General features: G+C 69.2%; 13 protein-coding genes. 7 read left to right on the top strand and 6 right to left on the bottom strand.

Translation table 11 applies throughout. The annotated features are described in order from the left end of the window. Nucleotides 1–367: 367 nt before the first annotated feature. The 3 genes from cofD to ACFXGJ_RS07775 are packed head-to-tail and all read left to right on the top strand — an operon-like array spanning nt 368 to nt 3,218. Nucleotides 368–1,327: a 2-phospho-L-lactate transferase gene (cofD, locus tag ACFXGJ_RS07765; protein WP_378617768.1), complete on the top strand. Its 960-nt coding sequence runs from the start codon at nt 368–370 to the stop codon at nt 1,325–1,327. Next, nucleotides 1,324–2,673, top strand: coding sequence for a coenzyme F420-0:L-glutamate ligase (locus tag ACFXGJ_RS07770; protein WP_378617769.1), 1,350 nt, complete (start codon nt 1,324–1,326; stop codon nt 2,671–2,673). The genes cofD and ACFXGJ_RS07770 overlap by 4 nt, the downstream gene beginning before the upstream one ends. Next, on the top strand, nt 2,670–3,218 hold the full coding sequence (locus tag ACFXGJ_RS07775; RefSeq protein ID WP_378617770.1) for an NUDIX hydrolase: 549 nt from the start codon (nt 2,670–2,672) through the stop codon (nt 3,216–3,218). The genes ACFXGJ_RS07770 and ACFXGJ_RS07775 overlap by 4 nt, the downstream gene beginning before the upstream one ends. Before the next feature lie 10 nt (nt 3,219–3,228). On the opposite strand, the gene ACFXGJ_RS07780 is transcribed toward ACFXGJ_RS07775, so the two are convergent. Beyond that, nucleotides 3,229–4,503, bottom strand: a complete 1,275-nt coding sequence (locus ACFXGJ_RS07780; RefSeq protein ID WP_378617771.1) for an APC family permease — start codon at nt 4,501–4,503, stop codon at nt 3,229–3,231. Between the two features lie 672 nt (nt 4,504–5,175). Between ACFXGJ_RS07780 and ACFXGJ_RS07785 the strand changes: the two genes are divergently transcribed. Together ACFXGJ_RS07785 and ACFXGJ_RS07790 are read left to right on the top strand one after the other, a co-directional pair. Continuing rightward, nucleotides 5,176–6,630, top strand: a complete 1,455-nt coding sequence (locus ACFXGJ_RS07785; protein WP_378617772.1) for an APC family permease — start codon at nt 5,176–5,178, stop codon at nt 6,628–6,630. Further along, the gene (locus ACFXGJ_RS07790; RefSeq protein ID WP_378617773.1) at nt 6,627–7,073 is read left to right on the top strand and encodes a Tfp pilus assembly protein FimT/FimU; all 447 of its coding nucleotides are present in this window, start codon (nt 6,627–6,629) and stop codon (nt 7,071–7,073) included. The genes ACFXGJ_RS07785 and ACFXGJ_RS07790 overlap by 4 nt, the downstream gene beginning before the upstream one ends. Nucleotides 7,074–7,121: 48 nt before the next feature. Here ACFXGJ_RS07790 and ACFXGJ_RS07795 read toward each other — a convergent pair whose 3' ends face one another. The 4 genes from ACFXGJ_RS07795 to rfbD form a co-directional block, all read right to left on the bottom strand. Further along, nucleotides 7,122–7,907: an SGNH/GDSL hydrolase family protein gene (locus tag ACFXGJ_RS07795; RefSeq protein ID WP_378617774.1), complete on the bottom strand. Its 786-nt coding sequence runs from the start codon at nt 7,905–7,907 to the stop codon at nt 7,122–7,124. Nucleotides 7,908–7,969: 62 nt separating this feature from the next. Further along, nucleotides 7,970–9,052 (bottom strand): sugar phosphate nucleotidyltransferase, encoded by a 1,083-nt coding sequence (locus ACFXGJ_RS07800; RefSeq protein ID WP_378617775.1) that lies wholly within the window; start codon nt 9,050–9,052, stop codon nt 7,970–7,972. Continuing rightward, nucleotides 9,045–9,935 carry a glycosyltransferase family 2 protein gene (locus ACFXGJ_RS07805; protein ID WP_378617776.1) on the bottom strand — a complete coding sequence of 297 codons (891 nt, stop codon included), beginning with the start codon at nt 9,933–9,935 and terminating at the stop codon, nt 9,045–9,047. The genes ACFXGJ_RS07800 and ACFXGJ_RS07805 overlap by 8 nt, the downstream gene beginning before the upstream one ends. A gap of 10 nt (nt 9,936–9,945) precedes the next feature. Continuing rightward, on the bottom strand, nt 9,946–10,806 hold the full coding sequence (gene rfbD / locus ACFXGJ_RS07810; protein WP_378617777.1) for a dTDP-4-dehydrorhamnose reductase: 861 nt from the start codon (nt 10,804–10,806) through the stop codon (nt 9,946–9,948). Between the two features lie 90 nt (nt 10,807–10,896). Between rfbD and ACFXGJ_RS07815 the strand changes: the two genes are divergently transcribed. Both ACFXGJ_RS07815 and ACFXGJ_RS07820 read left to right on the top strand, forming a co-directional pair. After that, nucleotides 10,897–12,474, top strand: a complete 1,578-nt coding sequence (locus ACFXGJ_RS07815) for an LCP family protein (RefSeq protein ID WP_378617778.1) — start codon at nt 10,897–10,899, stop codon at nt 12,472–12,474. A gap of 14 nt (nt 12,475–12,488) precedes the next feature. Beyond that, nucleotides 12,489–13,223 carry a TIGR03089 family protein gene (locus ACFXGJ_RS07820; protein ID WP_378617779.1) on the top strand — a complete coding sequence of 245 codons (735 nt, stop codon included), beginning with the start codon at nt 12,489–12,491 and terminating at the stop codon, nt 13,221–13,223. 4 nt (nt 13,224–13,227) lie between these two features. On the opposite strand, the gene ACFXGJ_RS07825 is transcribed toward ACFXGJ_RS07820, so the two are convergent. Next, nucleotides 13,228–13,404 (bottom strand): hypothetical protein, encoded by a 177-nt coding sequence (locus tag ACFXGJ_RS07825; protein WP_378617780.1) that lies wholly within the window; start codon nt 13,402–13,404, stop codon nt 13,228–13,230. Nucleotides 13,405–13,503 lie beyond the last annotated feature (99 nt).

The raw sequence follows: 13,503 nt of genomic DNA on the forward strand, positions 1-13,503 counted from the left end.
GCCAAGCTCGCTGAGATCGGTCAGTGACCACTCCTGCAGATTGGACATCCGTTCCGCCTCCTCACCTTTGATAGCGCAGAATCTCCTGACAAATTGAATCCCCGAATATGCCGATTCCGTGGGAATGAACGTTCGAATCAAGGCTCACCGCAAACCATCTGGGTTGGCGACCTCGGAATGACATACCTGTGATTAGACACGGCCTGCACTGAGGGGTCAAGCCGTCGGGGGTTTTCCCCTACCACCACCGAGCCCGAATTGACGCTGTCGTCGCGTTCGTGCGCGTCACCAGCGTGTCGCGCTGCCCACGCCGGTGGGCACGGTGCCATTCAACGAAGTAACGGCAGTCCGCCTAGGCTCTTGGTCTGTGAGAGTCACTGTATTGGTCGGCGGGGTCGGCGGGGCACGTTTCCTGCAAGGTGTGCGAAGTCTGCTCTCCGAGTCCGACGAGATCACCGCCATCGTGAACGTCGGCGACGACGTGTGGATGCACGGACTACGCATCTGCCCGGACCTCGACACCTGCATGTACACCCTCGGCGGTGGCATCGACCCCGAGCGCGGCTGGGGCCATGTCGGCGAAACCTGGAACGCCAAAGAGGAACTCGCGGCGTACGGGGCCAAGCCCGACTGGTTCGGACTCGGCGACCGCGACATCGCCACGCACCTGATCCGGTCGCAGATGCTGCGCACCGGGTACCCGCTGTCCGCGGTGACCGAGGCGCTGTGCAACCGCTGGCAGCCCGGGGTCCGACTGCTCCCCGTGACCGACGACCGCAGCGAAACCCATGTCGTCATCACAGATCCCGCCGACGACGAGCAGCGCGCCATCCACTTCCAGGAATGGTGGGTGCGCTATCGCGCACAGGTGCCGACGCACAGCTTCGCGCATGTGGGTGCCGACAAGGCCACCCCCGCCCCCGGCGTGCTCGAGGCCCTCGAGAACGCCGACGCGATCCTGCTCGCCCCGTCGAACCCGGTGGTCAGCGTCGGCGCGATCCTGGCGGTGCCCGGCATCCGCGGCGCCCTCCGCACCGGGCGGGCGAAGGTGGTCGGCCTGTCCCCCGTGATCGACGGTAAGCCGCTGCGCGGCATGGCCGACGAGTGCCTCGAGGTGATCGGCGTGCAGACCTCGGCCGAGGCGATCGGCCGGTACTACGGATCGCGTTCGGAAACCGGGATTCTCGACGGATGGCTGATCCACGAGACCGACACCGCGGACGTTCCCGGGGTCGATGTCGAGGCGGTCCCGCTGCTGATGACCGATCCCGAGACCACCGCCGAGATGGCGCGGGTGGCCCTGCGACTGGCCGGGGTGAGCGTGTGAGCGCCGTCGTCGACCACGGCGCGGGCGGCGGCGTCGAAATCCTGCCCGTGCCCGGCCTTCCGGAGTTCCGGCCCGGCGACGACCTTGCCGCCGCGATCGCGGCGGCAGCGCCCTGGCTGACCGACGGCGACGTACTCGTCGTGACCAGCAAGATCGTCTCCAAGGTCGAGGGCCGGATCGTGGAGTCTCCGACCGACCCCGACGAGAGAGACGCCGCGCGAAGGGTTCTCGTCGACCAGGAGGCCGTGCGCGTGGTCGCCCGCAAGGGCCGCACCCTGATCACCGAGAACCGTCTCGGCATCGTGCAGGCCGCCTCGGGGATCGACGGCTCGAACGTGCACCCCACGGAACTGGCCCTGCTGCCCGAGGATCCCGACGCGAGCGCACGGACACTGCGGGCGCGGATCGCGCAGCTGCTCGGAGTCACCGTGGCGGTCGTGGTCACCGACACGATGGGCCGGGCCTGGCGGCACGGCCAGACCGACGCCGCGATCGGCTCGGCGGGCCTGCCGGTACTGCACGGGTACGCCGGCTCGGTCGACGCCCAGGGGAACGAGTTGTTCGTCACCTCGGTGGCGGTCGCGGACGAACTGGCCGCGGCGGGCGATCTGGTCAAGGGCAAGGTCGGCGGCGTCCCCGTGGCGGTCGTGCGCGGGATGTCGCTCGAGGACGACGGATCCGGGGCGCAGGACCTGCTGCGCCGCGGCGAGGAGGACCTGTTCTGGCTCGGCACCAACGAGGCCCTCGCCCAGGGCCGCGGCGAGGCACTGCTGCTGCGCCGATCGGTTCGCGAGTTCTCCTCCGAATCCGTTGACCCGCAGGCGGTGCGGGACGCGATCGCGGAGGCGTTGACGGCGCCCGCACCGCACCACACCCGCCCGGTGCGGTTCGTCTGGATCAGGACCCCCGCCACCCGGCTCCGACTGCTCAACGCGATGCGGGCGCGCTGGCGGGCGGATCTCACCGCCGACGGGCTGAGCGAGGCGGCAATCGCCCGGCGCCTCGACCGCGGCAACATTCTCTTCGAGGCGCCCGAACTGGTGATCCCGTTCTGCGTGCCCGACGGTGCGCACTCTTACCCGGACAGTGCCCGCACCCAGGCCGAGCAGACCATGTTCACCGTGGCGGCGGGGGCGGCGGTGCAGGGCCTGCTGGTGTCGTTGGCCACCAAGGGAATCGGAAGCTGCTGGATCGGGTCCACCATTTTCGCCGCGGACCTGGTCCGGGACGAACTCGGACTGCGCGCCGACTGGCAAGCGCTCGGCGCCGTCGCGGTCGGCAACCCGGTCGAACCGCTGGCTCCGCGCCGTCCCGTGACACCGGGCGAGTTGCTGGTGGAGATGTGAGCGCGCAGTCCCTGCACCGATCGGCCCGCGAGGCCCTGCTCGACTGGCGGACGCGCGACGCCGCCGACGAGTCGCTGCGGCACACCATGCTCGCCTTCCTCGACTCGGCACCGCTGGGGTGCCTACGCGAGCACGCACCGGGCCACATCACCGCGTCGTCGCTGGTGCTCAGCGAGGACCGGCGGCAGGTACTGCTCACCCTGCACCCGCGAGTCGGGCGGTGGATCCAACTCGGCGGGCACTGCGAACCGGCCGACGAGACCGTGGTGGACGCCGCGCTGCGCGAGGCCACCGAGGAATCCGGCATCGAAGGCCTGCGGATCGACCCGGTGTTGCTGTCCGCGCACACCCACCCGATCACCTGCTCGCTAGGGCAACCGACCCGGCACCTGGACCTGCGCTTCCTGGTGTGGGCGCCGGCCGGTGCGCCGATCGTGCGATCGGACGAATCCACCGATCTGCGATGGTGGCCGGTCGACGCGCTGCCCGAAGCGGCTGAGCGCGAGACCATCGATCACCTGGTCGGGTTGGCCGCTCTGCGGTGAGCGGTGCCGCTCACCCACGGACCTCTCCTTCGGCAGCCCTGTGCCGCCGCCGGCTCCAGAGAAGATCCATAACCACCGCGAGCACAACGATCCCGATCATTGCGCCGAACGTTTCGGGTTCGGTACGGAGGGTCTGGACCGCGAACACGGCCAGCACCGCGAACGTGAGCACGATTCCGACCAGCAGCACGCTCGCGCTGGAACCGGTCTCGGACCTCAGCCGGTAGGCCGCGACAGACGTGACCAGGAAGATGGCCAGCGCCACCACGCTCCCGAGCGACGCGATCGCGGTCAGATCGACGAGATTCGCGAGCAGCAGGATGAGAACGACGGAGATGACCAGGCCCCATGTTCCGCCCACTCGGGCGAGCCGACCGAAAAGGGGTGGAAAGATGCCCGACTCGGCGAGCTTCGCCGTCGAACCGGCGGCCGCGTAGATGTTGGCGTTTGCCGACGACGAGGTCGCGAGGAGTGCCGCGACGGCCATCATCGCGAAACCAGCCTCCCCCAGTGTGGGCTTTGCCGCGAGGGCGAGCGCAGTGTCGCCGTTGTCGACGACTTCCTGCACCGTGAGGCTGCCGAAGACACCGAGGGCGATGAGGATGTACAACGCCGAGGTGATGCCCAGTGCGAGATACATCGCCCGCGGAAGGTTGCGCTGCGGGTTCGGGAGGTCGCCGCCGGTGAAGCTGATGACTGTGAATCCGAGGTACGCGAAGAAGGTCAGAGCGACGCTGGAAATGATGTCGGTGGCCGGCGGGTGGGTCGAGCGGGCCAGCAGGCTCGGGTCGAGCTGGGCGAGAGTGACCACGATGAACACCGCGAATACGGCGAGGAGCACGACCACGATCAAGCTCTGCACCCGATCGATGAGCTTCGCGCCCGCGATGTTGACGGCGCCGACCAAGAGGATCACCGCACTGGTCAAGATCCGAGCCCAGGCGACCGAGTCGTCGAAGAACAGGGCCGAACCGTAGCTGCCGAAGGACACGGCCACCATCGCGGTGACGATGATCGCCGCGAAGTAGAGCAGCCACGACGTGACGGCGGTGACGTGTCCGCGACCGTATCCCCGCAGAAGGAAGGTCACGATGCCGCCGGACGAGGGGTAGCGGGCCCCCAGTTTGGCCACCGCGTAGCCCTGGAGCGTCGCCACGACGCCCGCTACAGCGAAGGACAGCCACACCGCGGAACCGGCGACCGCACCGGCTTCACCGAGGAGAGCGAAGATCCCGGCGCCCACCATCGAGCCGACGCCGAGGAAGGCGGCACCGCGCACCGTCATCGAGTGCCCGCTCGTCGGCACCTCGGCAGCTCCCGGACGTCGCGCAGGACCCGTGTCCCCGGTGCTTGTGGATTCAGACACTCTGTGGCCTCCAGGTCGACGTGCCTTCCGCGAAACCCTTTCCGGTCGACTGATCCTCGGACATCTTCATCCCAGGTCCCGAACGAGTCGAACGGACGTGTACCTCTCATTCTCCGCCGCCGCGCACGAACGGAGGTCGCGACCGTTCGAGGCTCGGTTGCTGCCTGGTCACCGCCTCGGGTACAGCGGCATCGAATAGCGAATTGGTCTGGGATACGGGACCGGATAGGCGCAAAATAGAGCTCACCGAGCGGTTTCCCGAACCGCAACAGTGAAGTGACGACATGGCTGTGCGAGAGCGTCGAGCAGGCAGTGCTCCGTAGCCGCGCAACCCACGCTGCTGGTGCCCCCTCGTGCTGGGCGGCGCCGGATCGTCGACCAGCTCCGGCCAGGCGCCCACTTCGATCAGAGAGGTGAAGTCGTGCAACGACACTGCGTTTCGATCAGGACGGCGTCGCAGCGGCGCCGCGACGAGGAGTCGAGCGAGATGACAGATCACGACAGGGCCGTCGGGGCGACCGGCGAGCCGGGCCGACACCTCCGCACCGCCGCGGCACCGCGGGTGCGCCGAGCGCCTGGGCGGTGGACGCCATGAGTGCGACGGATGTGCCCGCGACACCTCCTACCGCCGAGGCCGCGGCACGAACCCGGGCTCCTTCCGGTTCCTGGATCTCATGGATTGCCCTGGCGATGATGACCACCAGTTCGGTGGCGAGCTTGCGGCCCTCGCCGACCATGGCCGTGTACGGCCTTGCGTGCGTGTTCCTCTACTTGGTTCCCGCATTGGTGTTCTTGCTGCCGACGTCCCTCGTCTCGGCCGAATTGGCCTCGGGCTGGGAGGGCGGCGTCTACAACTGGGTGGCCCTCGGAATCTCCAAACCGATGGGCTTTCTGGCGGTGTGGTGCCAATTCGCGATGACAATCTTCTACTACCCCAGCTTGCTCGGGTACGTTGCGAGCACCCTTGCATACGTCATCAATCCGGCGCTGGCCAGCAGCGGGGTCTGGACCGCATTGGTCATCATGGTCGCCTACTGGTCCGGGGTCTACATCTCCTCCCGCGGCACCAAGGGGGTTGCCGGACTGGCCAGCGGCGGCCTGATCATCGGCACCCTGATCCCCGGTGCCGTACTCGTCATCCTCGGCGCCGTCTTCCTCGGCCAGGGCAACCCGTCGGCCGCACCGATGACTGTCGACCACCTGCTGCCCGCCTGGGCCGGGCTGGCCAGCCTGGTGCTGATCGTCAACAACTTCCTGTCCTACTCGGGCATGGAGATGAACGCGGTGCACGTGTCGTCCCTGCGCAACCCCGCCAGGGACTTCCCGAGGTCGATGTTTCTGGCCATGGGCCTGGTGCTGATGATCTTCATCCTGCCCGCGCTGGCGATCAGCTGGGTGGTCCCGGCTGAACAACTGTCCCTCACGGCCGGCGTGATGCAGGCGTTCGACGCCGTCTTTGCGCAGTTCGGCTCGCAATGGCTGACCCCGATCGTCGGCATCATGCTGGTGGCAGCATCACTGGGCGGCATGCTGACCTGGCTTGCCGGCCCGTCGAGGGGTCTGCTCCTGATCTCCCGGCAGGAAGGCTATCTTCCGCCATTCCTACAGCGGGTGAACAAGAACGGCGTCCAGCAGAACATTCTGGTCACCCAGGGCTTGATCACCACCGTGATCGCCCTGCTGTACGCCTTCATTCCTGACGTCTCCAGCGCGTACTGGATCTTCTCGGTGATCACGACGCAGGTCTATCTGATCATGTACCTGTTGATGTTCGTCGCCGCAGTTCGATTGCGGCGCAGGGCTCCCGACCATCCGCGCGGCTACCGGGCACCGATGTTGGTTGGCCTGTGCGGAGTCGGTTTCACCGCATCGCTGGCCGCACTGCTGATCGGCTTCATTCCGCCATCCCAATTCGGTTCCGGCAACGCCGGTCTGTACTTCGTGTTCGTCGCCGCCGGGGCGCTCGGACTCGGGTTGCTCGTTCCGTACCTGTTCTACCGGTTGCGTAAGCCCTCCTGGAAGCAGCCGGAGGGGAGTTCGTCATGACCATGGACACCGAACCGGAGAACGCCCGAGGACGCACGATCATGTACGTCGTCGTCGCGGTCACGTTCGGGCTGCTGCTGGTCCTCGCTCTCATCGCCTTCTCGTCGGCAAGGTCGACGGCGCAGGCCGAGCAGAAGGCGAATCAGCTCATCGCGGCACTCGAGCAGGCTGGTGCGCACGCACCGTCCGAGGAGCAGCTCGTGCGGGTGCTCGGCGACGACGGCGGAGCGGTCTGCGCCGATCCGAACTCGGCTCTGACACGCGCGAACCTGCTGTCGCAGATGGCCAACGGAGCGGGCGGGCCGGGAACCCGGCCGGTGATCGTCGACGACCGGGTCGTGAAGGGGGAACTTCTGGTACTCGGAATCTACTGCCCCGACCAGTTGGCCGACTTCCAGCAGTTCGCCGGAAACCTGCACACCAGCGACGTCGCCGCGTACTGAAGCGGAGAGTGACCCCGAACCCATCGCCGACCCGCGACGGGCCCGATGTCAGTCCTCGACCGAAATCGGGCCCAACTCGGGCCTTCTCGCGGCGACGGCGTCACCGGAGGACTTACCGGTGAGCCGTCGCCCGATCCACGGGCCGAGGAAGTCCTTGGTCCAGGTGTAGTTCACCCGGCGCCGGTCGGCCTTGGTCTGGAACGGGACGGGACCGAGGTCCGGCGCGACCAACCGATGCGGGACACCGAGTGCGTCGAGCACCTCGACCGCCATCCGCTCGTGCCCGGGGGTCGCCATGTGCAGACGGTCCCAGTCCCACATCCGCTCGTCGTCGTAGCCGTCGAACCGCCAGAAGTCGACCAGGGTGGCGCCGTGCCGCTCGGCCACCTCGCGGACGAGTTCGTTGTAGACCGCGGTGCGTCCGCGGAGGGTACGGAAGACCGCATTCCAGCCGGCGTCGTAGGCGGTCCACACTGCGACGGTCGCGCCGGTCGCGGTCAGCTTGCCGATCGCGGCGTCGTAGCGCTCGACCAGTGCGTCGATGTCCACCGACGGACGCATCAAGTCGTTGCCGCCGGCGTAGACGGTGACCAGGTCCGGTTCCATCGCGACGGCCGCGTCCAGCTGGTCGTCGAGGACCTGGCCGAGGAGCTTGCCGCGGACGGCCAGGTTGGCGTACCCGAAGTCGTCGGTCCGGGCCGCCAACTGCTCGGCGACCCGGTCGGCCCAGCCACGCAGCCCGTTCGGCCGCGCCGGCGCAGGATCCCCGAGTCCCTCGGTGAACGAGTCACCGAGCGCGACGTAGCGGTGAAATACAGGTTCCGGCGAGTTCACCCGACCTATGGTGCCAGCGTGCGCCCGGTCACATCAGATCAGGGTTGCATTGAGCAACAAACTCAGACGTCGGTCGAGAACCGCACCCCGCCGTCGGGCAGCGTGACCCCCGGCCACACCCGCGCGCCGCGAAGCAGTTCGCACCGTGCGCCGATGTCGGCGCCGTCCCCGATCACCGCGTCGCGCACCAGCGCCCGCGGGCCGATCCGGGCACCGAACCCGACGATCGAACGCTCCACCGTCGCGCCCGCCTCGACCACCGCGCCGTCGAACAGGATCGCGCCGTCCAGTCGCGCGCCGGCGCCGACCTCGGCCCCGCGGCCGACCACGGTCCCGCCGATCAGCACCGCGCCCGGCGCGATGCCCGCGCCGGGATGCACCAGGGACTCCCCGCGCGGACCGTCGAGCGCGGGCGAGGGCGCGATCCCGCGCACCAGGTCCGCCGAGCCACGGACGAAGTCCTCGGGGGTGCCCATGTCCCGCCAGTACGCGTTGTCGACGTGCCCGTAGACCCGTCGGCCGTCGGCGAGCAGGCCGGGGAACACCTCGCGCTCCACGGACACCGCGCGGCCCGCCGGGATCTTCTCGATGATCTCGCGCTTGAAGACGTAGCAGCCGGCGTTGATCTGATCGGTCGGCGGATCCTGGGTCTTCTCCAGGAAGTCCGTGACCCGGCCGTCCGCGTCGGTCGGCACACACCCGAAGGCGCGCGGATCGCCGACCCGCACCAGGTGCATCGTGACATCTGCCTCGGTGGCGATGTGGGTGTCGAGGACGGCGCGAAGGTCGGTGCCGCCGAGCACGTCGCCGTTGAAGACCACGACATTGTCGGCCCGCAGCTTCGGCAGCACGTTGCGGATGCCGCCGCCGGTGCCGAGCGGCTCGTCCTCGGTGACGTACTCGATCTCGAGACCGAGGTCGGAGCCGTCACCGAAGTACTCCTCGAACACCTCGGCCTTGAAGGAGGTACCGAGCACCACGTGGGTGATCCCGGCCGCCTTGATCCGGGCCAGCAGGTGCGTCAGAAACGGCAGCCCGGCCGTCGGCAGCATCGGCTTGGGCGCGGACAGGGTCAGCGGCCGCAGCCGGGTGCCCTTGCCGCCGACCAGAATCACCGCGTCCACGGTCGTCGTCTTGTCAGTCATCGTGCGCATCCCCCTCGTTCTTCGCCCTGCTTCGTACGGCGGCCGCGACGGCCACCTTCGACCGCACCGCCAGTCCCCCCTTGAGCGCCCAGCGCAGCGGCGCCTGCCACCAGTGCGGGTGCCGGTCCGCCTGGAACCGGTACGCGCTCTGATGGTGTGCGGGCAGCATCAGCTCCGGATGCCGGCCCGCCGCATGCCCCTTCGCGTGGGTGACCTCCGCGGAGGGCACGAACACGTTGTGCCAGCCCGCCCGGCCGAGCCGGTCGCCCAGGTCCACGTCCTCCATGTACATGAAGTACCGCGAGTCGAATCCGTTGATCGAGTCGAACGCGGCCCGACGCACCAGCAGGCACGAACCGGACAGCCATCCGACCGACCGCTCGGAGACCTGCTCGTCCTCCTGTCGGTAGCGCGTGGTCCACGGGTTCGACGGCCACACCGTGCCGAGCACTGCGTGCCCGGCGCCGGAGACCAGACCCGGAACGTGCCGGGCCGACGGGTAGACACTCCCGTCCGGTTCGAGCACCAGCGGCCCCAGCGCGCCCGCCCGCGGCCACCGCACGGCGGCGTCGAGCAGCGCGTCGATGGAGCCGGCACCCCAGCGGATGTCGGGGTTCGCGATCATCACGAACTCGCAGGACGGGTCGAGCTCGGCGACCGCGCGGTTGATCGCGCCGCCGTACCCGATGTTCCCGCCGGTCCGCAGCAGGCGCACGTTCGAATTCGCCGCGGCGGCGGCCTCCGGCGCTCCGTCGGTCGACCCGTTGTCGGCCATGACGACCTGCGTCGACATCCGGGTTGCGTCCTCGAGACTGTCCAGGAATTCCTGAAGATGTCTGCCGGGCGAATACGTCACCGTCACCACGGCCAGCTGCGAACTCACGCGGGCAAGACTAGTCGCAAACGGGGGGCAACCCCGCCAGGGCTGCCTCCAGGGCCACCCGCCACGGCCGCAGCGGAGTCAGTCCGGCCGCCGCCCAGGCCGCCGGCGACAGCACCGAATACGCAGGCCGGGGCGCCGGACGCGGAAACTGCGCGCTGCTGCAGGCGTGGACCCGCGCCGCGTCTGCGCCCACCCCGGAAAACACCGCTCGGGCGAGCTCGAACCAACTCGCCTGCCCCGAATTGGTGGCGTGCAGCACGCCGCCGGGTACGTCCTCGCGCCCCGCCAGCTCGAGCAGTCCCGCGGCGAGGTCGCCGGCGTAGGTCGGGGAACCGATCTGGTCGTCCACGACGTCGACGGTGTCGCGCTCGCGCTGCAACCGCAGCATCGTCGCCACGAAGTCCGATCCGGCGCCGGTGTAGACCCACGCGGTCCGCACGACCACCGCGCTCGGGTCGTCCTCGAGCACCACACGCTCCCCCGCGAGTTTGGTGCGCCCGTACGCGGTCCGCGGGCCGGTCGGCGCATCCGGCTCGTAGGGAACGCTCGCGTCGCCGGCGAAGACGTAGTCGGTGGACACGTGGATCAACCGAGCGCCGCGGCGTGCGCACGCGCGCGCCAGGTTCCGGGCACCGTCGACGTTGACCCGGTGCGCGGTCTGCTCGTCCGACTCGGCGGCGTCGACGGCGGTGTAGGCGGCGCAGTTGAGCACCACGGCGCCGGGCTCCACGGCGTCCCCGACCGCCTCCGCGTCGGTGATGTCCAGCTCCGCCGAGGTGAGGCCGACCAGGTCGAATCCGGCCGAGTCGCCGCGGCCGAGAAGCTGGCTGCCGAGCTGTCCACCCGCTCCCGTCACAAGGATCTTCGTCACAGCGCAAAGTCTGGCACGCCGGAACGGGGTCACTCGGATGCTGGGTGTTCGCCAGTAGCCTGGAGGGCGGGTCGGACCACAGCACATCGTATGGAGGGGCAGAGTTTGCCGGACAAGAAAGTGCCGGACCGAACAGCATCGGACGGGGGCCGGTCGGGCGGCGCCAGGCCGCACGACGACCGGCCCGTGCCGTCGTCGGAAGTTCGCCGAACGGCTGCCCGCCCAGTCCAGCTCGCCGCTGCCGCACTGTCCGTGCTGGTACTGGTGGTCACCGGATTCGCCTGGCGCAGTGTGGATTCCCTCGAGTCGAACCTCGCGACCACGCGCCTCGGCCTCGGCGGCGTCAAGGACGGCGCGGTCGACATCCTGTTGGTGGGGACCGACAGCCGCACCGACGCGCACGGAAACCCGCTTTCACAAAGCGAACTCGCCTCGCTGCACGCCGGCGACGCGGAGGCGGACAACACCGACACCCTCGTGCTCGTGCGGATCCCGAGCAACGGCGACTCGGCGACCGCGATCTCCATCCCCCGCGACTCCTACGTCAAGGTTCCCGGGATAGGGATGTCGAAGATCAACGCGGCGTTCGGCTCCACCAAGGCCACCGAGAAGCAGCGGCTGCTCGACGAGGGCACCGCGGAAGCCGACGCCGACAAGCAGGCCACCCAGGCCGGACGCGAGGCTCTGGTCAAGTCGGTCGCGGACCTCACCGGTGTCACAGTCGACCACTACGCCGAGATCGGCCTGCTCGGCTTCGTGCTGCTCACCGACGCGGTGGGCGGCGTGGACGTGTGCCTGAACAACGCGGTGGACGAGCCGATGTCGGGCGCCCGGTTCCCCGCCGGCGAGCAGACCCTCACCGGCGGCAACGCCCTCTCGTTCGTCCGGCAACGGCACGACCTCGAGCGTGGTGATCTCGACCGGATCGTGCGCCAGCAGGTGTTCATGGCCTCGTTGGTACACCAGGTACTGAGTGCCAAGACCCTCAGCAACCCCGGCAAGCTCAAGGAACTCAGCTCGGCTGTGCAACGCTCGGTGGTCCTCGACGCGGACTGGGACATCATCGGGTTCGCCCGGCAGCTGCAGAACCTCGCGGGCGGTCAGGTCAAGTTCGAGACCATCCCGGTGATCGACATCAACGCGACGACCGACTACGGCGAGTCCATCGTCCAGGTGGACCCGAAGGCGGTGCACAAGTACGTCGCGTCGCTGGCGGGCGCGGAGCCCGACTCCAGTCCGCCCCGGCCGGCCGTCGACCCGTCGACCGTGACGGTGGACGTGTCCAACGACAGCGGGATCGGCGGCCTGGCCGCCCGGGTGTCGGAGGCGCTGTCCGCGGAGGGCTATGTCCCGGGCAAGGTCGGGAACAACACCGGCACCTCGGTGAGCAGCAGTCGTGTCCTCGCCGCCGACCCCGATTCGGCCGGCGCGACGTCGGTGGCCGACGCGCTCGGTGGCCTGCAGGTCGTCGGCGACAGTTCGCTGCCGTCGGGCACGATCCGCGTCGTCATCGCCACCGACTACACCGGGCCCGGCTCCGACTCCACCTCGGCGTCGACGTCGTCCGCGTCCGCCTCTATCGTTCGTTCCCAGGGCGCGGGCACCACCGCGCCGGCCCCCAGCCCGAAGATCGACGCGGGCCGCAAGGGTCCCCAGTGCGTCAACTAGAACGGCGGATTCACGTGCCAGATCGCAGCGGCTCGACCGGCAACCTGACCGGTGACCTGCTCGACCCCGTCCTCCGGCGGGATCCCGCGGTCCCGCGCATCACCTACTACGACGACGCGACGGGTGCGCGCATCGAATTGTCCGCGTTGACGCTGGCGAACTGGGCGGCCAAGACGGCGAACCTGGTGCGCGACGAGTTCGGCCTCGTCCCCGGCGCCCGGGTGTCCGTGCTGCTGCCCGCGCACTGGCAGACGGCGGCGGTGCTGCTGGGTTGCTGGTGGGCGGGACTGGAGGTCGTGCTCGCGGCGGACCCGGACGCCGATCTCGCACTGGTGACCGCGGACCGACTCGACGACGTGGCCGATGCCGCCGAGGTGGCGGTGCTGTCGCTGGACGCGTTCGGTAGGCCCGTCGAGAACCTGCCGGTCGGGGTGACCGACTACGCCACATCCGTTCGCGTGCACGGCGACCAGTTCCGTCCCGACAGGTCGGACCCGGCCGCGGCCGCACTGGACGGCCGGCCGGTCGAGCAGGTGCTGCAGGAGTCTCTGGATTCCGCTGCCGCGCAGGGCTTTTCCGGATCGGACCGGGTACTGTCCACCTCGCACTGGTCGACCACGCAGGACCTGATCGACGGCCTGCTTGCGGTACTGGCGGTCGGGGCCTCGCTGGTCCAGGTCGACAATGCGGACGACACGCGGCTCGAGCGACGAATCGAGAGCGAGAAGGTGACCGCGCGGCGGGCGTGACCGGCTAGCTCAGTCCGCCGCCGCCGAGTCCGCCGAGCAGCCCGCCGCCGCCCTTCCCGGTTCCGCCGCCCTGGCCGTTCTGCATGCCCGCCATCAGGTCCATGACCAGCTTGAGCAGGTCCTGGACGACGTCCATCGTGATCGAACCCATGTTCCTCAGCCCCTTCGCCTCAGCAAGCATCGTTCGAGTGCACGGTCTATTGAACGCCTCCGGCCGGCCGGCCGGGGGGGGGGGGGGCGATGGGGGGCCCCGTGGCGGCCGTGCCCCCCCCCCCCCGTG

This window comes from Rhodococcus sp. NPDC059234, from assembly GCF_042754225.1.
Taxonomy (GTDB): Bacteria; Actinomycetota; Actinomycetes; order Mycobacteriales; family Mycobacteriaceae; genus Rhodococcus_G.